Source organism: Pseudoflavonifractor phocaeensis, from assembly GCF_038439875.1.
Classification (GTDB): domain Bacteria; phylum Bacillota; class Clostridia; order Oscillospirales; family Oscillospiraceae; genus Vermiculatibacterium.
Map to the genome: position 1 here is coordinate 288,251 of NZ_JBCDMT010000001.1, position 24,251 is coordinate 312,501.

Below are 24,251 nucleotides of genomic sequence, written 5' to 3' on the forward strand. Positions count from 1 at the left end.
AGCGCGGTAGACGGGTCTCCGGAGTGCGGGCAGAGAAAAGGAGGACCCCACGGATGAAATTGTTCCGCAGGAAAGCAGAAACAACGGACGGCGAGCCTGAGAAGCAGGCCGTCGTGACCAAGCGAAACCTGACGGGTGTACTGGAAAAGGTCGCCACGGCGGCCTGCGTCATCGGGGTCGTGTTCCAGCTTTACAACGCGGGTTTCGGCGTGATGACTGAGATCCAGCTGCGTGCGTTCCACTGGATGTACATTGGGTTTTTAGGCTTTTTACTTTACGGGTTCAACCCGTCCCGGCACACGGACAAAGTCCCCGTCTACGACATCATCTGCGCGCTCCTGACAGCGGGATGCTGTATCTACCTGTTCCTCTCCTGGGACCGCATCGCCCGCAACTTCGGCTTCATCAACACGGTGGATACGGTGGTGGGCGTGGTCCTGGTTCTGCTGGTGCTGGAGCTGACCCGGCGGGCCATCGGCATGCCCCTTGTGATCATTTCCCTGCTGTTCCTTCTCTACGCGTTTTTGGGCGGACACATCACGGGACTGTTCGCCAGCAAGGATTTCACCCTCAACCAGGTCATCCGCACCCTCTTCGCCAGCACCGACGGCATCTTCGGCATGCCCATCGGCGTGTCGGCCTCCTACGTGGTGCTCTTTATCCTCTTCGGCTCCTTCCTGCAGGAGTCGGGGGGCGGTGAGCTCTTCACCGACGTGGCCTTCGGCCTGGTGGGGCGGTACCGGGGCGGGCCGGCCAAGGCCTCGGTGGTGAGCAGCTGCCTCTTCGGCATGATCTCCGGGGCGGCGGTGGCCAACGTGGTCACCACGGGCACCTTCACCATTCCCCTGATGAAAAAGGGCGGGTATAAGGATCATTTTGCCGGCGCGGTAGAGGCGGTGGCCTCCTGCGGCGGGCAGTTCATGCCCCCCATCATGGGGGCGGCCGCCTTTATGATCGCCACCAACTGCGACGTGCCCTACGGCGTGGTTGCCATCTCCGCCATCGTGCCCGCCCTGCTGTATTACTTCTACCTCTTCCTGTGCCTGGACATGGAGGCCAAAAAGACCGGGCTCAAGGGCCTGCCGGCCGAGGAGCTCCCCTCCGTCAAAGGGGCGCTGAAGGCCAGGGGCCACATGCTGATCCCTCTGGTGGTCCTCATCGCCCTGCTGGTGAGCGGGTACTCCCCGGGCAAGTCGGTGTTCTGGAGCATCCTGCTCCTCATCGCCACCGCCGCCCTCCGGAAAAACACCCGCATGGGCTGGAAGAGCATCGTCCGGGCCATCCGCAACGGTGTGTACGGCGCCTCGGCCGTGGCCATCGCCTGCGCCTGCGCGGGCATCATCTCGGGGGTCATCTCACTCACCGGTCTGGGCCTGCGCTTTTCCTCCATCCTGATCCAGCTCTCCGGCGGCCATCTGCTCGTCATGCTGGCGCTGACCATGCTGGCGGCCATCATCATGGGCATGGGCCTGCCCACCTCGGCGGCCTACGTGATCCTCTCCGTGCTCACCAGTCCCGCCCTCATCTCCCTGGGCGTGGCGCCCCTGGCCGCGCATTTCTTCATTTTCTTCTTCGCCTGCATCTCCACCATCACCCCGCCTGTGGCCCTGTCGGCCTACGCCGGGGCCGGCATCGCCGGAGCCGACCCCATGAAGACGGGCTGGACGGCTTTCATGCTGGGGCTGGCGGGCTACATCGTGCCCTATCTGGTGGTCTATAAGCCCAGCATCATGCTGGTGGGGACCCCCGTTCTCCCGTCGTTGATCGACGTGACCTTCTCCGTGGTGGCCGTCGTCAGCATGACCTTCGCGGTGGCCGGCTTCCTGGGCAGGAAGCATCTTGCCCTCCCCCTGCGCCTGGCCTTCGCGGTGTTCAGCGCCATGATCTTCCTGGACACCGGGAACCTGGCCGATCTGATCGCCACGGCGCTTTTCCTGGGGCTGTGGCTGGCCCTGAACCTGTATCAGCGCAAAAAATCCGGCGATGGAAGTCCACCTCTGGCCGCGGCATAGCCGCGAGATTTCATTGAGGAGGTTTCACAATGAAAAACGGGAAATTGCGCGCTTGCTCCATCCTGCTGGCAGGCAGTATGCTGTTCCTCACCGCCTGCGGCGACAAACCGGCGGCACAGTCCGCCGGACCGGAGGTATCCGGAGCGCCCTCCCAGGTGGCCGCACCGGCGCCGGGAGATCAGGTCTTTTCCCTGGTGACGGCCAGCCTGGGCGGGACCTACTACATCGTGGGCTCCGGCCTGGCGGAGGTCCTCTCCCAGAACGTGGACGGGCTGACGGTGAACAACGTGGTCTCCCAGGGCTCCACCGCCAACGCCATCAAGGTGGGCACCGGGGAATCCGAGCTGGGCATCACCAACTACTACTCCGGCCTGCGGGCCCTGGAGGGCACCGAGCCCTTCGACCAGTCCTATGACATCATGGGCATCTGCACCCTTCAGTACAGCATCATCCAGTTCAACTCCCTGGCCAATCAGAACATCACCAAGATGACCGATCTGAAGGGCAAACGGGTCTCCATCGGCCCCGCCGGCGGTGGGGGAGCCCTCATTTTTGAGGAGATCCTGCCCTATTGGGATATGAACATGGATGACATGAACGTCAGCTACATGTCCTACGCCGACGGCGGCGAGGCCCTCACCGACGGCCGTATCGACGTGAACGTCCCCCACGGCGCGCCTCCCCTGGAGGCCATCTCCACCGTGGCGGTCACCAACCCCATCAATATCATCAGCATGGATCCCGAGGTGCTGGAAAAGATCTCGGAGGACCTGCCCTACTATGACGCCGCCGTCATCCCCGGCGGCACTTATGCCGGGCTGGATGAGGACATCACCTCCCTGGGCGTCCAGGATATCCTGGTCTGCCGCTCCGACATGGACGAGGAGACGGTCTATCAGATCACCAAGGCCATCTACGAGCATCTGGAGTACCTCCACTCCATCCACGCCTCCCTTGCGGGCATGGACTTCGAGGGATACAAGGACTCCCTTGTCCCGCTGCACCCCGGCGCCAAGCGTTTCTATGAGGAAAAAGGCCTGAAACTGGATTAAACCCCAAAATTTGAAATGAAAAAGGAGCTGTCTATTGTGAAACACAGGAAAATCTCGGCCCTCCTCGCATTGACCCTGACCCTCTCCCTGGCGCTGAGCGCCTGCGGGAATGACAAGCCCCAGCCCTCCGCCTCTGCCGGCGGCGAGCCCTCCACCCCCGCCTCCGCGGCTCCCGCCCCCGCCGTCACCGACATCGCCATCGGCACCGCCGCCTCCGGCGGCGCCTGGTATCCCATCGGCGCCGTTATGTCCGACATCGTCTCCACCTCCGACCTGGGCATCTCCGCCACGGTGCAGACCACCGGCGGCGGCGTGGAGAACTGCAAGCTCACCAACAACGGTGACTGCGAGCTGTCCATCACCATCGGCTACCTGGCCTACAACGCCCAGAACGGCATCGACCCCTACGAGGGGGCCCAGATGGACAACATCAGCTGCCTCTTCGGCGGGCTGTCCGTGGGCGTGATGCAGGTGGTCCTGCCCGGGAACTCCGACGTCCATACCTTTGCTGACCTGAAGGGCAAAAAGGTGGCCGTGGGCCCTGCCGGCGGCGGCGCCATCACCTGCCTGTCCGCCTGCCTGGAGATGGAGGGCGTGGCCTACTCCGAGATCACCCCCACCTACGTCAGCTATGACGAGGGCGTGACCATGATGACCGACGGCCACGTGGACGCCGCCATCGTCTACGGCGGCATCCCCACCTCCGCCGTGTCCACCCTGGTGGCCAGCCAGACCGACTTCCGCCTGCTCACCCTCACCGCCGAGGAGCAGGCCGCCCTTCTGGAGGAGTACACCTACTTCGTGCCCGTCACCGTTCCCGCCGACATGTACAGCCTGGGGGAGGACGTGCTCACCATCGGCACCCCCAACGTGGTCATCGTCAGCTCCGATATGCCCGAGGATACGGTCTATGACCTGTGCGCCCTCTTCTTCACCGATGAGAACCTGGAGAAGATCCAGGGTTCCCAGCCCTCCGCCAAGGGCCTGACCCTGGAGAAGGCCGCCACCCAGACCTCCATCCCCCTGCATCCCGGCGCTGAGAAGTACTTCAGAGAAAAGGGCCTGCTGGACTGAGAAGGGTCCGGCACCCCAACCCCGCACATGGGGCGCGGGCGGGCATTTGCCCTCCGCGCCCCATGTCATTCCAAAGGATGGTGAATTATGGAGTCCAAATCCAAACTGCCGCTGATCGCCCAGCGGGTGGCCAGCATTCTGCTCATCGCCAGTTCTTTCTTTGCCCTGTATACCTCTGGCTTTGGCCTTTTGTCCGCCATGACCCAGCGGAGCGTCCACTGGTTTTTCATGATCGTGGCCATCTTCCTGCTCTATCCCATGCGCAAGAGCCGGGAGGTGGGGGTGGTGGACCTGCTGCTGGCCCTGCTGGCGGCGGCGTCCACCCTGTACGTCACCTTCACCTGGGAGCGAAACGCCCTGCGCATTGCCGACCCGGCGATCTGGGAGATCGCCCTGTGCGTGCTGGGCATCATGCTGGTGCTGGAGGCCACCCGCCGTTCCATGGGCATGGCCATGCCCATCATCGCCATCATCGCGCTGGCCTATGCCTTCCTGGGGCCGTACATGCCCGGGGCGCTGAAGCATAAGGGCTTTTCCATCAGCAGCCTCGCCTCCTTCATCTACACCACGTCGGAGGGCATTTTCGGCATGGCCATGGGCACCTCGGCCACCTATATCATCGTATTCGTCCTCTTCGGCTCCTTCCTGGCCAAGTCGGGGGCGGGCCAGCTCTTCGTGGACCTGTCCCTTGCGGCCACCGGCCGGAAGCGCAGCGGCCCCGCCCAGGCCACCATCTTGTCCAACGCCCTCATGGGGATCATCTCCGGCTCCCCCGTGGCGAACGTGGTGACCACGGGCTCCTTCACCCTGCCCCTGCTGCGCTCGGCCAAGTACCCCATGGTGGAGGGGGCCTCCATCCTGGCGGTGGCGGCCACCGGCTCCATGTTCACCCCGCCGGTGATGGGGGCCGCGGCCTTCCTCATCGCCGACTACCTGTCCGAGCCCTATGGAAACGTGGTGCTGGCGGCCGTGGTGCCCGCGCTGCTCTTCTATCTGAGCCTGGTAATCTATGCCGACATCACCGCCGCTAAAAACGGCCTTACCGGCCTGAAGCGGGAGGACCTGCCCGACTGGAAGGCCGCCTTCCTGGACCGGGGCCAGCTGCTCATCCCCATCGTACTGCTCATCGTCCTCATCGTCAACGGCTGGAGCGCGCTGAAGTCGGCCTTCTGGTGCGTCATTCTCATCGTGGTCCTGGCCATGATCAAAAAGAGCACCCGGATGAACCTCACCGGCATCAAGGACGCCCTGGTGGCGGGCTCGAAGGACACGCTGTCCATCGCCGCCGCCTGCGCCTGCGCCGGCATCATCGTGGGCGTGGTCTCCGCCACCGGGCTGGGGGTCAAGTTCTCCAGCCTCCTGATGCAGATCGCGGGCAACAGCCCCATCCTGGCCCTCTTCCTCACCATGGTGGCGGCCATCATCATGGGCATGGGCCTGCCCCCCACGGCGGTGTACATCATCATGGCGGCGCTCACGGTGCCCGCCCTCACCGGCATCGGTATCGCCCCCATGGCCGCCCACTTCTTCGTGTTCTACTTCTCCTGCGTGGGCGCCATCACGCCCCCGGTGGCTCTGGCGGCCTATTCCGCCTCCGCCGTGGCCCATACGGATCCATTCAAAACAGGGTGGACCGCCTTCCGCATGGGGTTGGTGGCCTACATCATCCCCTATATCTTCGCGTTTAACCCCGTCCTGCTCCTGCAGGGCGGCGGAAATATCCTGGAGACCGTTCTGGCCCTGGCCACCGCGGTCATCGGCGTGTTCTTCTTCACCTTTGCCTCGGAGGGGTACTGCAAAGGCTGGCTCCATCCCATCCCCCGGCTCCTGTTCCTGGGCGGGGCCGTGTGCATGATGATCCCCGGCATGGTCACCGACGCGGCGGGTGTGGCCATCCTCGCGGTTGGGTTGGTGCTGGGGAGGTTCCTCAAGGGCAGTCCCCCGGCGAAAAAAGCGGCGGCGGAAGAGCCGGCCGAGCAGAAGGAGGTATAAACGGCTATGTCCAACAAAGATCTGCGCAGTTTTTTGAAAGAGGCCGAGGCCCACGGCGAGCTGGCCCGCATCAAGGAGCACCTGGACCCCAAGTTCCAGGCCTCGGCGGTGCTGGCCAAGCTGGAGAAGGAGGAGCGCTATCCGGCGTGTCTCTTTGAAAACGTGGGGGACGGGGCCTATCCCGTGGTGAGCAACCTCTTCGCCAGCCGCAAGCGGCTGGCCCTGGCCCTGGGCTGTGAGGAGCCGGAGCTCAACGCGGTCTACCGGGAGCGGGAGGATAAGCGCATCGAGCCCGTCATGGTGCCGGACGGCCCCGTGCAGGAGGTGGTCCTCACCGGGGACGACATCGACCTGACCAAGTTCCCCATCCTCACCCATAACGCCTTGGACGCCGGCCCTTACGTGACCTGCGGCGCCTCGGTGACCAAGGACCCGGACACCGGCATCCGCAATATTGGCGTCTACCGCCACCAGCTCCACGGCAAGAACAAGCTGGGCATCCACATGTCGGAAGCCAGCCACGTCAACTACATCTACGGCAAGTATGAGGCCCAGGGCAAGGACATGCCCATCGCCATCACCATCGGCCACCATCCCGCCTTCTATCTGGGCTGCCTGAGCTTCGTGCCCGTGGGTGTGGACGAGTACGGCGTGGCGGGCGCCCTCATGGGCGCGCCCCTGGAGCTTGTCAAGTGCAAGACCTGCGACCTGGAGGTGCCGGCGGACGCCGAGATCGTCCTGGAGGGCTACGTCAGCGCCACCGAGCGGCAGATGGAGGCCCCCTTCGGGGAGTTCACCACCATGTACGGCGGGCCCCACATGTACCACGTGGTCACCGTCACCGCCATTACCATGCGGAAGATGCCCATCTACCTGGACTGCTTCTCCGGCCACCTGGACCACCAGCTTCTGGGCGGCACCGGCCGGCTCAGCGTCATTTACAAGACCGTCCGCATGGCCTGCCCCACGGTGAAGGACGTCTTTATGGCCCCCTCCGGCTGCTGCCGGATGAGCTGCTACGTCTCCATCCACAAGCGCCACGAGGGTGAGGCCAAAAACGTCATCGGCGCCGTGCTGGCCTCCGACCCCTTCATCAAGTACGTGGTGGTGGTGGACGACGACGTGAACATCTTCAGCGACAGCGCCGTGATCCTGGCCATCGCCACCCGGCACCACCCGGAGCAGGACGCCTTCATGATCAAAAACGCCAAGGGCCACCCCCTGGACCCCACCGCCTACAACGGCTATGTGGTTACCAAGGTGGGCATCGACGCCACCAAGCCCCTGAAGGACTTCCCCGAAACGGTGGAGGTGCCGGGAACGGACGAGGTGGATCTGGACCGCCTGCTGGGCGGCATGTGAGGAGAGAGACAGCATGAGCGACATCATTGAGCGTTATAACCGCCTGCCCCTGGGGAACATCTGCGACGCCAACGACCGCCGGGGCAGCATGGACCCCGCCATCAAGCCGGTGGACCCAACCTCCCGTGTGGCGGGCCCAGCCTATACGGTCCGCTGCCACCCCGGGGACAACCTGGCCATCCACAAGGCCATTGCGGAGGCCCCGGCGGGCTCCGTGCTGGTCATCGACGCCGGGGGTTTTACCGGCGGGGGACACATCGGGGAGATCATGTGCTTTGCCTGTATGCAGCGGGGCATCAAGGGGCTGGTCATCGACGGCACCTGCCGGGACGCCGACGACATCCAGGCCCTTGGTTTCCCCGTCTTTACCCGGGGCTTCAACCCCAACGGCACCGTGAAGGAGACCGTGGGTGTGACGGACGTGCCCATCCTCTGCGGCGGGGTGCGGGTCTGTCCCGGCGACCTCATCGTGGGCAGCCGGGACGGCGTGGCGGTGGTGGAACAGGAGAAGATCGGGGAGATCCTGGCCAAGGCCGAGGCCATCGCCGCCAAGGAGGACCGGGTGGTGGAGGAGCTCAAGCAGGGCAGGACCACCGCCGAGATCTATCAGTTTGAAAAAATCCTCTGAGGAAAGGAAGAAGATCGGATGGCTAACGAGCTTATTACAGACGAGATGGTAGAGGCGTTCCGTCTTCTGGACACCTGCTGCCTGTCGGACGCCATGGACCGGCTGGGCATCCCCTGCGGCCTTCTGGGCATCAAACCTGTGAACCCGGACTCCACCCTGTGCGGACGGGCCTTTACGGTCCGCTATGTGCCCTGCGGCACCGTCCACGGCACGGTGGGCGACTTTCTCGACGACGTGAAGCCCGGCGAGGTGGTGGTCATCGACAACGGCGGCCGGACCTACGCCACGGTGTGGGGCGACCTCATGAGCATCACCGCCACCCGGATGGGGGTGGGGGGCACCGTGATCGACGGCGTCTGCCGGGACATCCCCACCATCCACAAGCTGGGCTACAACATTTTCAGCAAGGGCTGCTACATGGTCACCGGGAAGGACCGGGTGGAGGTGGACGCCATCAACGTCCCCGTGTCCGTCTCCGGCGTGCGGGTGGCCCCGGGCGATCTGATGGTGGGCGACGCCACCGGCGTGGTGGTGGTCCCCCAGGAGCGGGCCGCCCAAGTTCTGGAGGTGGCCAATGAGATCGCCGCCAAGGAAGCGAAGATCGAGGAGAACGTGGCCAAGGGGATGACCCTGCGCCAGGCCCGGGAACAGGTCCATTATCACAATCTTCAAACGCGCGAGGACAGCTGAGCCGCCCGCGGGAGAGACAGGAGGAAAACAGTATGCGTTTGACCGCGGAAGAGCAGAAAATGCTGGACGGCGCCTACGGCGAGACCGTCAAACGGTCCATGAAGGTACTGGTGGCGCTGGGGGAGATCTACGGCGCCGACCATATGATCGAGATCAAAAACGTCCACTCCCCCGGCGTGAGCTACCGGGTGGCGGGCAACGCGGGGCTGGGCTATGTGGAGGACGCCAGCAAGGACGCCACCTTCCGGGTGCCCCTGACCCTGAACACCATCGGCATCGACGCCCAGGACTGGGAAAAGATCGGCTTCCCGGAGGAATTTGCCCGCAAGCAGCTGGAGCTGAGTGAGGCCTATGAGCGGATGGGGGCCATCCCCACCAACAGCTGCACCCCCTACCTGAACGGCAACCTGCCCATGTTCGGGGAGCACGTGGCCTGGGGCGAGTCCTCCGCCGTGGCCTTTGTTAACTCGGTCATCGGCGCGCGCACCAACCGGGAGGGCGGACCCACCGCCCTGGCCGCCGCCATCACCGGCCGGGTGCCGGCCTACGGCTACCACCTGGACGAGAACCGGAAGGGCACCCATCTCATCCGGGTGGAGATGGAGCTGAAGACCGACAAGGACTTCGCCGTGCTGGGCTACTTCGGCGGCAAGCTGGCGGGGAAGGACGTGCCCGTCATCGAGGGGATCACCCGCCGCCCCACCCTGGAGAACTTCAAGGCCCTGGGGGCCGCCCTGGCCTCCGCCGGGGCCGTGGCCCTCTACCACGTGGTGGGCTTTACCCCGGAGGCCCCCACCCGTCAGGCCGTCATCGGCGACGACGTGGAGCCGGTGATCTTCGACCAGGCGGCCTACGACAAGGTGTGCGCCAAGTTCAGCCTGAAGGGAAACGTGGATTTCGTGGTTCTGGGCTGTCCCCACGTGTCCATCGTGGAGTTTGAGGAGATCGCGAACCTGGTCCGGGGCAAAAAGCTCAAAAGCGCCCTTTGGGTATGCACCTCCCGCATGGTGCGGGACTTGGCGGACCGGATGGGCTTTGTCAAGGACATCGAGGATGCCGGCGGCGAGATCGTCTGCGACACCTGCCCGGTGCTCTGCGCCACACTGACCCAGCGGGGCTACAAGACGGTGGCCACCAACTCCGGCAAGATGGCCCATTACGCGCCGGGGCTTTGGAAGCTGCAGCCGGTGCTGCTCAATACCTGGGAGTGCATCCAGACGGCCATCGACGGAAAGTGGGGGGAGTAACCGTGAGTCAGGAAAAACTGCTTCAGGGCCGGTGCATCGTAGAGGGCCAGGTGGAGGGGGAGGCGCTGGTGACCAACGACGCCATCTCCTTCATGGGCACCATCGACCCCAAGACCGGCTATGTCATCGAGCGCAAGCACGAGATCGAGGGGGCCTGCCTCAAGGGGAAGATCCTGGTTTTCCCCATGTCCAAGGGTTCCACCGGCGGGTCCTATATGCTCTATGATCTGGTGAAAAACGGCGTGGGCCCCCTGGGGATCGTCAACCGGGAGGCCGAGTCCATCGTGGTCATCGGCGCCATCGTCTCCGGCCTCCCCATGGTGGACCGGATCGACATCTCCCAGATCCAGACGGGGGACTACATCTATCTCAACGCTACGGAGGGCACGGCGCGGGTGGTTCCCAAAGCCATGCGGGCCTGACGGGGGCGGCGGCATGGGAGGATTTTTCGCGCTGATCAATGCCGCCGGATGGAGCATCGGAATGGTCTTTGCCCGGCGCGGCCAGCAGACCGGGCGGCTGGATACCCTGACGGGGCTCTATACGACCTTGATCGTCAACAGCGCGCTGAATCTGCTGCTGCTTCTGGGCACCCTCCTCTTTTCCACCCTACCCGAGCTCAACGCCGTGGGGATGCTCTGCCTGGTCCTGGGGGGCGTGTTCAACAGCCTTATCGGCCGGGGGCTCCTGTTCTGCTCCATTGCCCGGATCGGGGCGGCCCGGGCCGGGGTGGTGAAGGCCTCCACGCCGGTCTTTGCCCTGCTGGGCGGGGTGTTCCTCCTCAAAGAGGTGGTGCGTCCCGTCCAATGGCTGGGGATCGCCGTGGTCCTGGGGGGCGTGGTCATCATCTCCCTGGACGCGGTGCGCCGGGAGGGGAAGCGGGCCGGCGCGGTGTCCATGGGCGGCGTGGCCATCGGTGTGGTGGCCAGCCTCTTCCTGGCGGCGGGAAACATCTGCCGGAAGCTGGGGGTCCAGCACATCCCCAACTCCGCACTGGGGGTGACGGTGGGCTCGCTGAGCGCCGCCGCCGTGCTCACCGTGTTCCTCCTGCTGCGCGGGCGGGGCGGAGACATGGCGAAGGCCCTCAAGCGCCTGGACGGCAACTACGCCATGTCGGGCGTCTGCACCAGCTTCGCCCTCTTCTTCCTCTTTCACGCCCTGGAACTCATCCCGCTGTCCATCGCGAATTCCCTCACCGCGCTGGAGCCGCTGTTCACCCTGATCTTCAGCGGGCTCCTGCTGGGCAGGCAGGAAAAGGTGACCTGGCAGACCGGCCTTGGGGCCGCGGCCACGGTCCTGGGGGCCATTATTCTGACCAGAACGTGAATCAGATGCCGGGCAGCAGACAGCCGGAGCGATATCAGCCCTTGATATCGCTCCGGCTGTTCGTTTATAATGGAGGGGAGACAGAGAGGATAGAGGGATCAGGATGGACAAGCAGGGCGCGCTCAAACAATATTTTGGCCACGAGGGGTTCCGCCCCGGCCAGGGGGAGCTGGTGGAGGGCATCCTCCAGGGCCGGGACGTGCTGGGGGTCATGCCCACCGGCGGGGGGAAGTCGGTGTGTTATCAGCTTCCCGCCCTCCTCCTGCCGGGGGTGACGCTGGTGGTGTCCCCTCTCATCTCCCTCATGAAGGACCAGGTGATGGCCCTCACCGAGGCGGGGGTGAAGGCCGCCTTCGTCAACAGCTCCCTCACCGGCGAGCAGATGCGCGCGGTGTACCGCCGGGCCTGGGCGGGGGAGTTCAAGCTCATCTACGTGGCCCCCGAGCGGCTGGCGGCCGAGGGCTTTCTCAATATGGCCCGGTCTTTGGACATCTCCCTGGTGGCGGTGGACGAGGCCCACTGCGTGTCCCAGTGGGGCCAGGACTTCCGGCCCAGCTACCTGAAGATCCCGGAGTTTTTGGTACAGCTCCCCCGGCGGCCCCGGCTGGCCGCCTTCACCGCCACCGCCACCGGCCAGGTGCGGGAGGACATCGTGCGCCTGCTGGGCCTTCAGGACCCCCTGACCCTGGTCACCGGCTACGACCGGCCCAACCTCTACTTTGAGGTCTACCGCCCCCGCAGTAAGTCCGCCGCCCTCCGGGACCTCCTCTCCCAGCGGGTGGGAAAGAGCGGCATCGTCTACTGCGCCACCCGCTCCGCCGTGGAGAAGGTCTGCGACGAGCTGCGGGACCGGGGCCTCCCCGCCACCCGGTACCACGCGGGGCTGGAGGAGGACGAGCGGCGGCAAAACCAGGACGACTTCCGCTTCGACCGCTGCCCCATCATGGTGGCCACCAACGCCTTCGGTATGGGCATCGACAAGTCCAACGTCAGCTTCGTCATCCACTACAACATGCCCAAGAGCCTGGAGGCATACTACCAGGAGGCGGGCCGGGCGGGCCGGGACGGGGAGCGGGCGGAGTGCATCCTGCTCTATTCGGCCAAAGATATCGAGACGGCCAAATTTCTCATAGAGAACGGCCATACCAACGAGGAACTCTCCGAGGCCGAACAGGAGGAGGCCCTGCGCCGGGACTACCGGCGGCTGGACGCCATGATCGGCTACTGCAAGACCACGGGCTGCCTGCGGGGCTGTATCCTGGACTATTTCGGCCAGGAGCACGCCGAGCGCTGCGGCGACTGCGGCAACTGCCGGGCCGACTACGTGGTGACGGACATCACCCGGCAGGCCCAGATGGTCCTCTCCTGCGTGGTCCGGGTCAATGACCGGCTGGGCTATTCGGTGGGGGCGGGCCTTATCACCCAGGTCCTCAAGGGCGGGCGGGCCAAGCGGGTGCTGGAGCTGGGGCTGGACGGCCTGTCCACTTACGGCCTGATGAGGGAACTCTCCACCGCCCAGATCGGGGGATACATCGACTTTTTGAAGGACAAGGGGTATCTGGAAAAGGACCCGGACCACGGCGCCCTCCGCCTGACCCAGGCCTCCGGGGACATCCTTTTCCGGGGCAAGAGCCTGGAGATGCCCGCCCGGAGCGCACCGGCGGAGGAGGCCCGGCAGGCGGAGAGCGGCCTGCTTCAGAGTTTGAAGGATCTGCGCTACCGCCTGGCCCAGAAGGAGGGGGTGCCGCCCTTTATGATCTTCTCCAACGCCACCCTCACCGATATGGCCCTCAAGCGGCCCCGCAGTCTGGCGGATTTCCTCCGGGTCTCCGGCGTGGGCGAGGTGAAGGCCCGGAAATATGGAACGGCCTTTCTGCTGGCCATCGAGGACGCGGCGGAAAGTGGGTCGGAGGAATAGACCGAGGGCTTTCCGTGCCAAAGGGCGGAAAGCCCTTTCTTTTTTGAGATGGGGTTGTCCGTATGTTCCTGGTGAGCTTGCCCGGAATGGAGCTCTGCTGGACAGGACCACCATATATAACAAAAAATATTTAGGGAAAATAAAAAATAATGTGAATTTTGCTTGACATCCTTTTTCCCCGCATATAAACTGGACTTATGAACTTGAGCGATCCGGGGAGGAGGATGGGAATGGAACGGGAACGTGGCCGTTTGCTGGGCCGTTACCTCATGTTTTTGGCGGGGGCCATGGTTGCGGCGGTGGGGATCGCCTTTATCACCCGGGCCGGACTGGGGACCTCGCCCATCTCCAGCATCCCGCTGGTCCTCAGCCTGATCACCCCGCCCACCATGGGGGTGTACACCTTCCTCTTCAATATGGCCTTCCTGGCGGGGGAGGCCCTGCTGCGGCGGAAGTTCACCTGGCTTCAGGCCCTCCAGATCCCCGCCACCCTCTTTTTCAGCGCGTGCATCGACAGGGGCCTGGCCCTGATCCCCACCCGGTACGGCGGGCCTTATCTGCCCTCTGTGGTCTATCTGGTCATCGGCTGTACGGTGATGGCCCTGGGCATCACCCTGGAGGTGAAGGCCGACGTCATCATGCTCCCGGCGGAGGCCTTTGTGCGGGCCCTGTCCCAGACGACGGGGCGGGAGTTCGGCCATGTGAAGGTGGCGGTGGACAGCGCCATTTCCGTGGCCGCCGCCCTGGTGGCCCTGGCGGCCTTTCACCGGCTCAACGGCGTCCGGGAGGGGACCATCTTCTCCGCCCTGGTGGTAGGGCGGCTGGTCAGCGTGTTCACCCGGCTCCTCTTTCGACAAAAGGAAACATGAAAAAAGCTCCCGCGCCTTTCAGGCGCGGGAGCTTTTTGGCGGGGCGGTCACGGGTTGCACTGACCGCAGGGGGAATAGCCCTGGTCGATGAGGTCCTGCCGGGGGCCGGTATAGCTGCTCTTGTTGGACTCGCTCATGGAGGTCACGCCGCCGCAGTCCGGAAGGTGGAATTTCCGGCTTTTGGTATTGAGGATATATGTGGTCTGGGCTGGGGTTTCCTCCGCCGGGGACTCCTGGGGGGCGTCCCCGGACAGCCAGCTGTCTCCGGTGGCGTAGTCGATCTCCACCCCGGGCTGGACGTTGTAGGCGTAGACGTTGAAGCAGACGCCCCGGCCGCCGTCCTCCACGGACCAGGCCTCCATCTGGACACCCCGGGCCACCTGCTCGGTACCCTGGAAGATGGGGGTCACCCGGTAGAGCACGTGGTTGCCCGTCTCCTGGACGTAGTCCGCCACCTGGTTTTCAAAGGGGAGCATCCCCGTCACGTTGAGGTAGCGGGTTCCGGTGATGAGGTTTTCCGCGTTGGCGTTCTCCGCCGTCAGCTGGTAGCCGATGAGGTGGCAGCGGTTGTAGAGGTATTTGCCGTCCACGCAGTCGTATTTTACCGTCTGCCAGCCCGTGGGCTTGACCATGCCGATGGCCCCCCGCTCCTCGGTGGGCATGGTCTCCAGCCCCACGTTGGCGTAGGCCGGGCCGCACCGGTTCAGGTAGTCCAGAGGGCTGTACGCCTCGAAGGAGTTGGTGGTCTTGTCCTCCTCGGGGAAGTCGGGAAGGTTGTCGTTGAGGATCACGTAGGGCTCCGTGTCGAAGGCCGGCACCTCTTCCGGGGAAAAGGAGCGGGCGGGGGCGCTCTCGCAGCCGGTGAGGAGCAGGCAGAAGAGGAGCAGGGCGGCCAAAACGGGGGGCTTTTTCATAGGGTGAAACTCCTTGCGTCAAAAGAGATGGCAGAGCCGGTCCGGCTCTGCCATCTCATTATATCAGATTTTTCCCAGGAGGGGAATCCGTTCAGGCCCGCTGGCCGGACATGGTCTGCTGGACGATGCTCTCCATCATGTCGGCGGTGAGGGAGGACATGACATAGCCAAAGACGTTGCCCTCCGTGTCGATCATGAAGGTGGTGGGGAATGCCTGAATCCCATAGCTGTAAAACACGTCGCCCGTCAGGTCCATCACCACCGGGAAGGTGTAGCCGTTGTCGGAGAGGAACTGCTCCACCTCCTCCTGGGACTTGTCCTGGTTGCGGGGGTACTCGTCGGTCTTGGGGTTGGCCACCCCCAGCACCACAAGGTCCCCCTCGTTGTTCCCGTAGCGCTCATAGAGGGCCTGGATCTCGGGCATCTCCCGCTGGCAGGGGCCGCACCAGGTGGCCCAGAAGTTGAGAAAGACCGTCCTGCCCTTATAGTCGGAGAGGGTGTGGGTGTTGCCGTTTTGGTCCACCAGGGTAAAGTCGGGGGCGGGAATGTCGGGCGGCTCGCTCTCCCCGGGGCTCTCGGAGGGGGTCTCCTCCGGGCTCTGGGTGGGGGAGGCGCTCCCGGCGCCCGCCGGGACCTGGGTGGGGCTTGCCTCGGGGGAAGCCGCCGCCTCGGGAGGCTGGGCGGGGGCCGGGTCGGGGGTGGGGGAAACGCTCTCCTCCGGCGCCGCCGAGGGGGCGGGGGAGCTGGGGGCGGCGCTCTGGGTCACCTTGGGCTGGGGGACCCCGCCCCCGGTGGTGGAGAGGTAGCTGGTGATGCCGTTCATGAAGCCGGTGAGGGTCATGATGCCCATGAGGATCAGCAGGGCGGCTCCCACCTTGACGGTGTAGCGCACCACCTTTTGGTGCCGCTTGAAGAAACCCAGCACCGCGCCGGTAAAGAGCCCCACCGCCAGGAAGGGGATGACGAAGCCCAGGGTGTACACCCCGATGAGGAGAAACCCGGCCCCGGAGCTTCCGGCGGAAGAGGCCATCAGCAGGACACTGCCCAGGGTGGGCCCTACGCAGGGGGTCCAGGCGAAGGAAAAGGTGAAGCCCAGCACCAGGGCGGTCACCGGGTTCATGGCCCACTTGTCCAGCCGGAAGGGGAGCCGGTGCTCCCGCTCAATGGCGGCGGACTGGCCGAACAGGCCGAACTGGTACAGGCCGAAGAGGACCATGATGATGCCCGCCACGGTGGTAAACAGCCGCTGGTTGGAGCTGAAAAACCGCCCCAGGGTGGTGAAGCCGAAGCCCAGCAGGAAGAAGGTGAAGCTGACGCCGATGACAAAAAAGAGGGTGTTCAGCATCACCTTGCCCCTGGGATATTGGATGTTCCCGTCCTTGTCCACCGTCTTGGCGCCCCCCGCCAGGTAGCTGACGTAGAGGGGGACCAAAGGGAGGACACAGGGGGAGAAGAAGCTCAAAAGCCCCTGGAGAAAGACGGTAAAGACAGGTACGCTGGTCTCAAGTGTAAAGCCCATGTTTTAACTCCTTTCGGGAACATCCCGGTAAAAAATCCTGCGCTCCAGATCGGCTATGGTGATCTGGGCCAGTCTTTGGCGGCAGCGTTGGTCCAGATCGTCGTACAGCTCGTCCATCAGCCCGGCCATGCCGGTGGCCACCATGCAGTCCATGTCCTGGCCGCCGCTGCGCCAGCCAGCCTCCACGAAGCGGATGCCCAGGGCGTCCGCCACCTGTTCCAGGGTCAGGGTCCCGGCATCGCCCGCGAAGCGGTAGCCACCCTCGCTGCCCTCCCGTGTCTCCACCATCCCCGCCTTTTTCAGGGGGGAGAGGACCTTGCGCACCCTGGCGGGGTTGGTGCAGATGTTTTCGGCCAGCGCCTCGCTGGACAGCAGTTCGGCCTTGTGGTGCAGGTAGATCAAGGCGTGGACCGCCACACAGAAAGAACTGTCCATTTGCCGCCCTCCTATCTGTATTTTGATTGATTACAGATTGCACTGTAACTATACTTGATACAGATATGGATGTCAAGGCTTTTCTGCAAAAAGGCGGCCCGGAATATCCGGGCCGCCTTTAGGGGCTTTGATCAGGTCGCGATGCCGCCGCCGCCCAGCCGGACCACGGTGAGGGTCAGGTCTTGGGCGGTAAAGCCGGTGTCGCTGGTGGTGACGGAGACGTTGGCGGGGACGGCGGCCACCTCGAAGGGGACGTGGATGGTGAGCTCGGAGGCCTCGCCGGTGGCGGTGAACGTGTGGCGGGCGATGCCGCCCACCACGTTGACGCCGTTCAGGGTCAGGTTGGCCAGCAGGGTGGCGGGGATGGCGGTGCCCGTGTCGGCGCTGAAGGTGCCGGTGAAGGCGGCCTGATAGATGCCCGGCTGGCTGATCACCACGTCGGAGCTTCCGGCGGCGTGGCTGATGGTGGTGCCGGAGACCAGGGGGTTGTCATTGAAAATGAGGGCTCCGCCCGCCAGGGTGGGCTGGGCCGCGCCGTCCACGGTGGCCAGAACCTCGGGAGTCCCGCCGCCGCCGTCCGCCCCTCTGGGGATGACGAAATCAAATATGGCGGCGTTCTCATCCCCGGCGTTGGTGACCTCAGCTGGAGTGCCGGGATCGCCGGTGGTGACGGTGCCGATCTGGATGGTGGCGGCCGCCCCGGTGGGGCCGGTCTCGCCGGTGGCTCCGACAGGGCCCTCGGGTCCCTCAAGACCCTGGGGCCCCTCGGGGCCGGGATCGCCCTGGGGCCCGGTCTCACCGGTGGCGCCCGTGGCTCCGTCGGCGCCCGTGGCCCCCACCGCTCCGGTTGGACCGGTGGCCCCTGTGGCGCCTGCCGCCCCAGTTGGGCCGGTGGCGCCCGTGGCTCCGGTGGCCCCGTCAGCGCCCGTGGCCCCAGTGGCCCCAGTGGCTCCGGCCGGGCCGGTCACCCCTCTCGGGATGATGAAATCGAGCACGTGGTCGGGGCCGCCGGTGACGTCTACCACCTCGGCGGGAGTGCCGGGGTTGCCGGTGGCGGTGGACCGGATGGTGATGGTCTCGGCGGCACCGGTGGCTCCTGTTGCCCCGGTGGCTCCGGTAGAACCTGTGGCCCCGCGGGGGCCGGCGGCTCCTGTTGCCCCAACGGCCCCCGTGGCTCCGGTGGCGCCTCTGGTGCCGGTCGCTCCCGTGGCGCCCGTGGCGCCTGTGGCCCCGGAAGGCCCTGTGGGGCCGCCGGCCGGGCCGGTGGCTCCCGTGGCTCCCGTCGCGCCTGTCGCGCCGGGACGGCCCGGCCGTCCCATGGGGCCGACGGGGCCGGGAATTCCCTGGGGGCCGGTAGGGCCGGGGATACAGCAGGGCGAGGGACAGCAGGGTGCCGGCTCGCAACAGCTGATTTTGGGTTTGTATACGTTCATAGATCGCATCGCTCCTTTACGCTCTGCACAGATGGGAAGCGGGAAAGACTCCCCGTACAGTGTATGCGCCTGGGCACCGGCCCGTTTCAGAGCGGGTCTTGTCCCGGGGCGGCGGGAACCGTGTCACTGTCGTAAAAAAGATGTGGCCGCTTTGTAACCAATTTGAGGTTGACAACTGTGTACCTTCCTGCTATGGTATAGGTAGACGAATGTGTACCGGAAGGAGCGATGGTATGAAGATCAATCTGTCCGACGGGGAGTGGAAGCTGATGAACCGGCTGTGGGAGCACTCCCCCATGACCATTACGGAGCTGACGGGGGCGCTGCGGGAGGAGACGGGCTGGAGCAAGCACACCGTCATCACCATGCTCTCCCGCCTGGAGGCCAAGGGGGCGGTCTACTATGAGGAAGGGCCCCGGGCCAAGCGCTACTTTGCCGCCCTGGCCAGGGAGGATGCCGCCCGGACCGAGACGGAGAATTTCCTGGATAAGGTCTACGGCGGCAGCCTGGGCGTGATGATGAGCGCCATGGTGGGCAGCCGGGCGCTGACGGAGGAGGATATTGCCGAACTGGCTGCAATTTTGGAGCGGGCGAAGGAGGAGACGTCATGAAAGAGATTTTAATTACCTCGTCGGTGCTGATCCTGGTGCTGCTGGTCCTGCGGCGGCTGTTTCGGAATATGATCTCCCGCCGGGCGCAGTACGCGCTGTGGGCGGTGGTGCTGGTCCGGCTCCTGGTCCCGGTGAGCCTGCCCGCCGTGGACTTTTCCATCCTCACCGTCTCGGAACCGGTCCAGTCTGCGGTGGTACGGCGGATGGAGGAGCGGCCGGTGTATGTCCGCCCGGTGGAGCGGGCCTCCATCTCGGAGTACCCCATGGCCTACGACCTGGAGCCGGGGGACCAGATCCCCGTGGAAGAGAGCTCCGGGTATGTGGTTTTGGACGGCAACGGGGTCACGGTGACGAAATACGCGGAGAAAACGACGGCGGGGGAGATCCTCGTCTGGATCTGGAAGGCGGGCGCCGCCGCCATGGCCTGCTTCTTCCTGCTGACGAACCTCCGCTTCTGGATTTTTTTGCGGAAGAACCGGAAGCCCTTCCCCACCCAGGCGCGGGCCTGCCCGGTCTACCTGTGTGAGGGCCTGCCCTCGCCCTGCCTCTTCGGCCTGTTCCGGCCCGCCGTCTACCTGACCCCCGCCGCCGCGGCCAATCCGGCCAGCCTGCGCCACGTGCTGTCCCATGAGGAGACCCACGCCCGGCACCTGGACCCCCTCTGGTCCCTTCTGCGGGGCGTCTGCCTGAGCCTCTACTGGTTCGATCCCCTGGTGTGGGCGGCGGCGTGGTGCTCCAAGACGGACTGTGAGCTGGCCTGCGACGAGGGGGCCCTCCGCCGTCTGGGAGACGGCGAGCGCCTGGCCTACGGCCAGACCCTTCTCTCCCTCATCCCGGTGCGCCGGGGCCCGGCCAATCCCCTGCTGTCCGCCACCACCATGACGGCGGGGAAGCGCCAGCTTAAGGAGCGGATCATCCGCATCACGGAAAACCGGCGGGGAGCGGCGGTGGCCCTGGTGACGGCCGCAGCCCTGGTGGCGGCGGTGAGCGCCTGCGCCTTCACCGGCTCTAAAGTGGAGGGCCCCCGGGCCCTCACCGGCGACGAGCTGGCCTTTTTCAACGAGGAGTTTTTCAACGGCGGGGACGTGAGCGCCGGGGATCTGAATCTCCACAATCAATTCCTCTCCTCCCTTTATGAAAAGCCGGAGGACATCGACCTTTTCGAGCTCTTTTACTGTGAGGGCTCCGCCTCCAGCGCCGAGGAAAATATGCTGGTTTATGGCCAGACCGAGCTGGAGTGCATGGCCTATCGGCTGACCACCGCCGAGATGGACGCCCTGCTGACGGAAAATATGGGCCTCACCCTGGCCCAGACCAACAAAATCGGCCTGGACTCCTTCACCTACCTGCCTGAACAGGACGCCTATTACTGGGCCCACGGCGACACCAATTACCGCAGCCGGGTGACCTTCTCCGTTGGGGAGCGGGAGGGGGATACCCTCCGCCTCTACTATGACGACGACTACATGGGCGGCGGCTGGAAGTGCCTGACCCTGGCCGAACAGGACGGCGGCGGCTACCATTTCGTCTCCAACCAGACTTCGGAGAAGCCTGTTATTCCCACGCCCCTGCCCAAGGGCAAGCCTGAATACACCATCTCCCTGAAGAATCTGGAACCCTACCAGGCCCCGGCGGTGACGGTGGAGCCCCACGTGGGGGACTTCTCCGACCATTATAAGGACCGGCTGGAGAATTGGGACATCGGTGGCCGCAACGTCCAGATCTACCGGGCCACCGACGGGAACATCCATGCCGCCGTGGTGGCGGAGGACGGCACCCGGAACGTATTCCTCTCCGGGCTGGATGAGGACTGCCGCATGTTCTTCTACAACGACCTGTTCGGCCATGACGGTTTCTATGTGGCCTACTTCGGACAGGTCGGCACAAATGAGTACGGTACCGTCTACGACTATTACTATTTTGCCGGCGAGGACGACACCCCCATCCTCCTGGCCCGGTGTACCTCCTGGGAGGAGAGCTTGATTTTGGACCTGGACGGAGACGGGACCAACGAACTGGTCTCCGGCGATCAAATTTTCTTCCAGCGGGACGGCGTGGTGTACGAGGCCGACCTGCCCGACCTGCTGGCCAAGGCCTGGCCGGAGATCGGCTATTGGGATTACAGCGTGTGGGACGCCAACGCCAAATGCCTCACGGTGACGGGTACTCTGGAGCCCCACAGCGGGGCGGGCGACCCCAGGACCTTCTGGCGCTACTTCTACTACGACGGGGAAAACCTGCTGGTCTACAAGGACACCCGGACCTGCTCCGACCACGTGATGGAGGGGGTAGCGGCTCCGGCGGAGGTGGTGGCGGCAGCCAAGGACTATGTGCTGTCCTTGCTGGAGCCCCAGGGAGACGGCACCTGGCTGCGGGCCGGCCGGGAGGGGTATGCCGACCTCCAGGAGAGCTACGACGACTGGCGGATCGAAAGCGTCTCCGGACCCTATGTTTTTACGGTGGGGGAGCTGACCATCCAGGGGTATTCCTTCAACTTCGAGTGCCATACCACCACCCCCGAGCGGGTGGTGCTGGCCGGGGGGAAATACCTTACCGAGGACGACTGGGTCTCCCCCGGCTATCCGGGGTGTGACTGGCTCTTCTTCCACGTGAACGCCAACAGCGGGCCGGTGTATCTCTGGCACGACATGATCAACGACATGTCCCCGGACTCCGTGGGCTTCCAGGAGTTGGTGGCCCAGCGTGCGGAGGAGTTGGGCCTGAATGCGGGAGCGGCGGGGTACGCCGCTCTGGATATCCAAAACGACCTGAACCTGCTGATGGATGCCCACAGTGAAATCCATCTGGTCCTCACCCCCGCCTCACCGGCGGGGGGCGGGGCCTACACCGTATCCACCGACTTTGGCAGCGGGCGGAACCGCCAGCGGGGCTTTACCGACCCGGCCTACTACCACTGGAGCCGCCTGGACAGTGCCCCTCAGATCCCGATGGGGGACCGGCTGATCCTGACCGACCCGGACTGGTACCACATGCTCCAGTTCTGGGACGGCAGCGACCTTGTGATGAGCAGGCATGCCGACGCCGAGCCGGTATGGTACCGTGCGGAACTGGTGGCCGTGGATGACGTGTTTGCCACCGACATCTACCGCTACCTGCGGGACTGGTACGACGAGGCGGAGTGGAACGCCCGGACGGGGGACATCTCCATCCCCAACGCCGGGCAGAGCCGCTTGGAAGCGGCTCAAGCCTGGGTGGACGCCCACGAAGGGGCCATGCTGGAAGTCTCTCCCGGCGGTGTGTACGCCTGTACCTATGTGAGAAGCAGGGCGGAGGTGGTGGAGGAGATGCCTGAGGATTGGTTTCCCGAGGAAATCTTGGACTACGAGCATTTTGCTTTCGCCTACACCACGGTCTTTGTCCCGGAGAACGACCGGGCCTTGATGTGGATGATGGCGGGCAACACCGTGGAGTACGAGGGAACCGACGCCCCCGCAGGGGCCTTTGAGTACAGCCGCCGGGGTGCTATGTACCTGGGGGACGACGGCCAGTGGCACTGCTCCGGCATAGGCACCGGTTAACAAGGAAAAGAGAAGGGGCCCCCGGCGGACAACTCCGCAGGGGGCCCCTTCAGCCTTCCCCTGGGGGAAGGTGTCGCCGGCAAGGCCGGTGACGGATGAGGGGAACGTCTCCCCCCAAAACCGCCTTCGCCAAACGCCCCGCTTACCGTTCCAAAATCCGCCCGTCCGTCCCAATGGTCACCACCTGCCAGGGGATCATCCTCCCGCTGTTTCGCAGGGCGGCCACGACGGCCTGCTCGATCCCGCCGCAGCAGGGCACTTCCATCCGGGCCACGGTCAGGCTCTTGATCTCGTTTTGCCGCAGGATTTCCGTCAGCTTTTCCGAATAATCGCAGCCGTCCAGCTTGGGACAGCCGATCAGAGTCACCCGCCCCTGGATGAAATCGGCGTGGAAGCTGCCGTAGGCGTAGGCGGCGCAGTCGGCGGCGATGAGCAGGTGGGCGCCGTCGAAATAGGGGGCCCTCACCGGGGCCAGCTTGATCTGCACCGGCCACTGGCGCAGCTGGGAGCCTCCGTCCGTAGCGGGCCGGGCCGGGGCGGCCTCCCGCCGGATGGCCCTGGACTGGCTGCCGGGGCAGCCGCAGGGCAGGGGCGCTTCCGAAGCCCCCTGGCGGGCCTTCACGGCCGCGGCGTCGTAGGCGCCGGCCTCCCGCTCCACAAAGGTGATGGCCCCGGTGGGGCAGGCGGGCAGGCAGTCCCCCAGGCCGTCGCAGTAGTCATCCCGCAAAAGCCGGGCCTTTCCGTCCACCATGCCGATGGCCCCCTCGTGGCAGGCGTCGGCGCAGGCGCCGCAGCCGTTGCACGCCTCCTCGTCGATGTGAATGATCTTGCGTATCATGGAATGATCCTCCTTCATGGGCTTAGTCCTTGACTTTCCAGGCTTAGAATACTACAATGCCTCTCATAAGTCTGTTGTTAAAACAACAAAGGAGGAAACATGGAACTGGAAATTTTAGCCCGTTCCCCCCTGTTCCAGGGGGCCGGGGTGGATGAGCTCCCCGCCATGCTGGACTGTCTGGGGGCCCGGCGGTGGTCCTTTCCCAAAGGGGCGGTCATCCTGGCCGCCGGCAAACCCGCCCCAGCCCTGGGACTGGTGCTCTCCGGCCGGGTCCAGATCGAAAACGACGACGTCTGGGGCAACAAGAGCGTGCTGGACAGCGTGGGCCCCGGGGCGGTCTTTGCTGAGACATACGCCTGTTTGGCCGGGGAGCCCATGATGGTCAGCGCCGTGGCGGCGGAGGAGGCGGAAATTTTGTTTCTCCACGTGGACCGGCTGTTCCAGCCCTGTTCCGCCGCCTGCGGGCACCAAGGCAGGCTGCTGCGGAATCTGCTGTCCATCTCCGCGCAAAAAAACCTGAACCTCTCCCGCCGCATTTTCCACACCTCCTCCAAGACCATCCGGGGCAGGCTCCTCTCCTACCTCTCCTACCAGGCGGCGCGGGCGGGGAGCCGGGAGTTTACCATCCCCTTTGACCGCCAACAGCTGGCCGACTACCTCAGCGTGGACCGCAGCGCCCTCTCCGGTGAGCTGGGCAAAATGCGGCGGGAGGGACTGCTGGAGGTGGAGAAAAACCGCTTCTCGCTGAAGGCCGCCCTTTGAGCCGCCCTTGAAAAGAGGGCCGAAAGGGGG

The 24,251-nt window shown here is 64.9% G+C and carries 20 protein-coding genes; 15 read left to right on the forward strand and 5 right to left on the reverse strand.

Translation table 11 applies throughout. The features are described from left to right. Positions 1-53: 53 nt before the first annotated feature. The 12 genes from AAEU42_RS01475 to AAEU42_RS01530 all read left to right on the forward strand — a co-directional run bounded on the left by AAEU42_RS01475 (position 54) and on the right by AAEU42_RS01530 (position 14,170). Positions 54-2,012, forward strand: a complete 1,959-nt coding sequence (locus tag AAEU42_RS01475) for a TRAP transporter permease (RefSeq protein ID WP_342231744.1) — start codon at positions 54-56, stop codon at positions 2,010-2,012. A gap of 29 nt (positions 2,013-2,041) precedes the next feature. Beyond that, entirely contained in the window at positions 2,042-3,064 is a 1,023-nt protein-coding gene (locus AAEU42_RS01480) for a TAXI family TRAP transporter solute-binding subunit (protein WP_342231745.1), read from the forward strand. A 36-nt stretch (positions 3,065-3,100) separates the two neighbouring features. After that, complete coding sequence (locus AAEU42_RS01485) at positions 3,101-4,138, forward strand: TAXI family TRAP transporter solute-binding subunit (protein WP_342231746.1); 1,038 nt, start codon at positions 3,101-3,103, stop codon at positions 4,136-4,138. 87 nt (positions 4,139-4,225) lie between these two features. Next, positions 4,226-6,130 (forward strand): TRAP transporter permease, encoded by a 1,905-nt coding sequence (locus AAEU42_RS01490; protein WP_342231747.1) that lies wholly within the window; start codon positions 4,226-4,228, stop codon positions 6,128-6,130. 6 nt (positions 6,131-6,136) lie between these two features. Then, positions 6,137-7,492 carry a UbiD family decarboxylase gene (locus AAEU42_RS01495; RefSeq protein WP_342231748.1) on the forward strand — a complete coding sequence of 452 codons (1,356 nt, stop codon included), beginning with the start codon at positions 6,137-6,139 and terminating at the stop codon, positions 7,490-7,492. Positions 7,493-7,505: 13 nt separating this feature from the next. After that, entirely contained in the window at positions 7,506-8,120 is a 615-nt protein-coding gene (locus tag AAEU42_RS01500) for an RraA family protein (protein WP_342231749.1), read from the forward strand. Positions 8,121-8,138: 18 nt separating this feature from the next. Further along, on the forward strand, positions 8,139-8,810 hold the full coding sequence (locus AAEU42_RS01505; RefSeq protein ID WP_342231750.1) for an RraA family protein: 672 nt from the start codon (positions 8,139-8,141) through the stop codon (positions 8,808-8,810). A gap of 32 nt (positions 8,811-8,842) precedes the next feature. Next, positions 8,843-10,057, forward strand: a complete 1,215-nt coding sequence (locus AAEU42_RS01510; RefSeq protein WP_342231751.1) for an aconitase X — start codon at positions 8,843-8,845, stop codon at positions 10,055-10,057. 2 nt (positions 10,058-10,059) lie between these two features. Next, positions 10,060-10,479 carry an aconitase X swivel domain-containing protein gene (locus tag AAEU42_RS01515; RefSeq protein WP_342231752.1) on the forward strand — a complete coding sequence of 140 codons (420 nt, stop codon included), beginning with the start codon at positions 10,060-10,062 and terminating at the stop codon, positions 10,477-10,479. Between the two features lie 13 nt (positions 10,480-10,492). Then, complete coding sequence (locus tag AAEU42_RS01520) at positions 10,493-11,383, forward strand: DMT family transporter (RefSeq protein WP_342231753.1); 891 nt, start codon at positions 10,493-10,495, stop codon at positions 11,381-11,383. Positions 11,384-11,486: 103 nt separating this feature from the next. Then, positions 11,487-13,301: a DNA helicase RecQ gene (recQ, locus tag AAEU42_RS01525; protein ID WP_342231754.1), complete on the forward strand. Its 1,815-nt coding sequence runs from the start codon at positions 11,487-11,489 to the stop codon at positions 13,299-13,301. Positions 13,302-13,531: 230 nt separating this feature from the next. Further along, entirely contained in the window at positions 13,532-14,170 is a 639-nt protein-coding gene (locus AAEU42_RS01530; RefSeq protein ID WP_342231755.1) for a YczE/YyaS/YitT family protein, read from the forward strand. Between the two features lie 47 nt (positions 14,171-14,217). On the opposite strand, the gene AAEU42_RS01535 is transcribed toward AAEU42_RS01530, so the two are convergent. From AAEU42_RS01535 to AAEU42_RS01550, 4 genes are all read right to left on the reverse strand, one after another. Next, positions 14,218-15,084 carry a DNA/RNA non-specific endonuclease gene (locus tag AAEU42_RS01535; RefSeq protein ID WP_342231756.1) on the reverse strand — a complete coding sequence of 289 codons (867 nt, stop codon included), beginning with the start codon at positions 15,082-15,084 and terminating at the stop codon, positions 14,218-14,220. 91 nt (positions 15,085-15,175) lie between these two features. Further along, positions 15,176-16,603 (reverse strand): redoxin family protein, encoded by a 1,428-nt coding sequence (locus tag AAEU42_RS01540; RefSeq protein ID WP_342231757.1) that lies wholly within the window; start codon positions 16,601-16,603, stop codon positions 15,176-15,178. A 3-nt stretch (positions 16,604-16,606) separates the two neighbouring features. Continuing rightward, the gene (locus AAEU42_RS01545; protein WP_342231758.1) at positions 16,607-17,038 is read right to left on the reverse strand and encodes an RrF2 family transcriptional regulator; all 432 of its coding nucleotides are present in this window, start codon (positions 17,036-17,038) and stop codon (positions 16,607-16,609) included. 131 nt (positions 17,039-17,169) lie between these two features. Then, positions 17,170-18,357, reverse strand: a complete 1,188-nt coding sequence (locus AAEU42_RS01550) for a collagen-like domain-containing protein (protein WP_483145450.1) — start codon at positions 18,355-18,357, stop codon at positions 17,170-17,172. A 347-nt stretch (positions 18,358-18,704) separates the two neighbouring features. On the opposite strand from AAEU42_RS01550, the gene AAEU42_RS01555 reads away from it, so the two are divergent. Both AAEU42_RS01555 and AAEU42_RS01560 read left to right on the forward strand, forming a co-directional pair. Then, the gene (locus tag AAEU42_RS01555) at positions 18,705-19,082 is read left to right on the forward strand and encodes a BlaI/MecI/CopY family transcriptional regulator (RefSeq protein WP_342231760.1); all 378 of its coding nucleotides are present in this window, start codon (positions 18,705-18,707) and stop codon (positions 19,080-19,082) included. Continuing rightward, positions 19,079-22,621, forward strand: a complete 3,543-nt coding sequence (locus tag AAEU42_RS01560; RefSeq protein ID WP_342231761.1) for a M56 family metallopeptidase — start codon at positions 19,079-19,081, stop codon at positions 22,619-22,621. Before AAEU42_RS01555 ends, AAEU42_RS01560 begins: the two co-directional genes overlap by 4 nt. Positions 22,622-22,763: 142 nt before the next feature. Here the strand turns inward: AAEU42_RS01560 and AAEU42_RS01565 are convergent, their stop codons facing one another. Further along, positions 22,764-23,459: an ATP-binding protein gene (locus AAEU42_RS01565; RefSeq protein WP_342231762.1), complete on the reverse strand. Its 696-nt coding sequence runs from the start codon at positions 23,457-23,459 to the stop codon at positions 22,764-22,766. A gap of 99 nt (positions 23,460-23,558) precedes the next feature. Here AAEU42_RS01565 and AAEU42_RS01570 point away from each other — a divergent pair, with 99 nt between their 5' ends. Beyond that, the gene (locus AAEU42_RS01570) at positions 23,559-24,221 is read left to right on the forward strand and encodes a Crp/Fnr family transcriptional regulator (protein ID WP_342231763.1); all 663 of its coding nucleotides are present in this window, start codon (positions 23,559-23,561) and stop codon (positions 24,219-24,221) included. The last annotated feature ends 30 nt before the right edge of the window (positions 24,222-24,251 follow it).

Excerpts from the sequence above, each read along its gene's own strand:
- AAEU42_RS01560 (WP_342231761.1), top strand. The coding sequence starts at position 19,079 with ATGAAAGAGATTTTAATTACCTCGTCGGTGCTGATCCTGGTGCTGCTG.
- AAEU42_RS01520 (WP_342231753.1), top strand. The coding sequence starts at position 10,493 with ATGGGAGGATTTTTCGCGCTGATCAATGCCGCCGGATGGAGCATCGGA.
- AAEU42_RS01550 (WP_483145450.1), bottom strand. The coding sequence starts at position 18,357 with ATGGGACGGCCGGGCCGTCCCGGCGCGACAGGCGCGACGGGAGCCACG.
- AAEU42_RS01545 (WP_342231758.1), bottom strand. The coding sequence starts at position 17,038 with ATGGACAGTTCTTTCTGTGTGGCGGTCCACGCCTTGATCTACCTGCAC.
- AAEU42_RS01510 (WP_342231751.1), top strand. The coding sequence starts at position 8,843 with ATGCGTTTGACCGCGGAAGAGCAGAAAATGCTGGACGGCGCCTACGGC.
- AAEU42_RS01505 (WP_342231750.1), top strand. The coding sequence starts at position 8,139 with ATGGCTAACGAGCTTATTACAGACGAGATGGTAGAGGCGTTCCGTCTT.
- AAEU42_RS01530 (WP_342231755.1), top strand. The coding sequence starts at position 13,532 with ATGGAACGGGAACGTGGCCGTTTGCTGGGCCGTTACCTCATGTTTTTG.
- AAEU42_RS01565 (WP_342231762.1), bottom strand. The coding sequence starts at position 23,459 with ATGATACGCAAGATCATTCACATCGACGAGGAGGCGTGCAACGGCTGC.
- AAEU42_RS01540 (WP_342231757.1), bottom strand. The coding sequence starts at position 16,603 with ATGGGCTTTACACTTGAGACCAGCGTACCTGTCTTTACCGTCTTTCTC.
- recQ (WP_342231754.1), top strand. The coding sequence starts at position 11,487 with ATGGACAAGCAGGGCGCGCTCAAACAATATTTTGGCCACGAGGGGTTC.
- AAEU42_RS01535 (WP_342231756.1), bottom strand. The coding sequence starts at position 15,084 with ATGAAAAAGCCCCCCGTTTTGGCCGCCCTGCTCCTCTTCTGCCTGCTC.
- AAEU42_RS01490 (WP_342231747.1), top strand. The coding sequence starts at position 4,226 with ATGGAGTCCAAATCCAAACTGCCGCTGATCGCCCAGCGGGTGGCCAGC.
- AAEU42_RS01570 (WP_342231763.1), top strand. The coding sequence starts at position 23,559 with ATGGAACTGGAAATTTTAGCCCGTTCCCCCCTGTTCCAGGGGGCCGGG.
- AAEU42_RS01500 (WP_342231749.1), top strand. The coding sequence starts at position 7,506 with ATGAGCGACATCATTGAGCGTTATAACCGCCTGCCCCTGGGGAACATC.
- AAEU42_RS01495 (WP_342231748.1), top strand. The coding sequence starts at position 6,137 with ATGTCCAACAAAGATCTGCGCAGTTTTTTGAAAGAGGCCGAGGCCCAC.
- AAEU42_RS01475 (WP_342231744.1), top strand. The coding sequence starts at position 54 with ATGAAATTGTTCCGCAGGAAAGCAGAAACAACGGACGGCGAGCCTGAG.
- AAEU42_RS01555 (WP_342231760.1), top strand. The coding sequence starts at position 18,705 with ATGAAGATCAATCTGTCCGACGGGGAGTGGAAGCTGATGAACCGGCTG.
- AAEU42_RS01480 (WP_342231745.1), top strand. The coding sequence starts at position 2,042 with ATGAAAAACGGGAAATTGCGCGCTTGCTCCATCCTGCTGGCAGGCAGT.